The 604-nt window shown below is 30.7% G+C and carries 1 protein-coding gene; it reads left to right on the top strand.

The window, feature by feature from the left end; genetic code table 11:
- Positions 1-19: 19 nt before the first annotated feature.
- Positions 20-241, top strand: a complete 222-nt coding sequence (locus tag AC1DRF_RS31460; protein WP_029324087.1) for a DUF3006 domain-containing protein — start codon at positions 20-22, stop codon at positions 239-241.
- The last annotated feature ends 363 nt before the right edge of the window (positions 242-604 follow it).

Raw genomic sequence — 604 nt, forward strand, 5'->3', positions numbered from 1 at the left:
TTAAAAAATCGAGGTAATTATGAAAAAGATAAAAGGTATTATTGATCGATTTGAAGAGGGATTTGCGGTTGTTGAAATTGAAGGCATAACAAAAGATTATCCAAAAGATATCTTCCCTGAGGATACACAAGTTGGAGATGTTGTTTACATTACAGGAAATAAAGTAACAGTTGATAGGCAGGAAACTAAGAAAAGAGAAAAAGAAATTGAAGACCTGATGAATGAGCTGTGGGAAGATTAAAAACTAGTTCCTATTCCTGAAGTATTCTCGCTATGGGATAAGGAATAAGATGACAGTCTCTTACTTTGAGACTGTTTTTTACAAATTAATTATTAATAGACTGTTTCGAAAAATTTATAATAGTTCATTATTAAATAATATCCTTATTAAGKAATAAAACGTTGTTATACTATCTTTTAATATTGATAAAATACACATCAAATTAACAACTTTTAGAGGGGGAACAACTATGTATAAAAAAGGTGTTTTTTTATTAATTACGGTAACTTCTTTACTGGTTTCTGGCTGTCAACAAGAAGAAAAGGTCGATTCAAAACTAGGGAAAACTGGGGAGGTTAGTAGCCAGGAGACCAGTGATAATAC

It is taken from the genome of Priestia sp. P5_B4 (assembly GCF_056400385.1).

What these genes read in the sequence shown, in the direction of transcription:
- AC1DRF_RS31460 (WP_029324087.1), top strand. Translation starts at nt 20, where the DNA reads ATGAAAAAGATAAAAGGTATTATTGATCGATTTGAAGAGGGATTTGCG.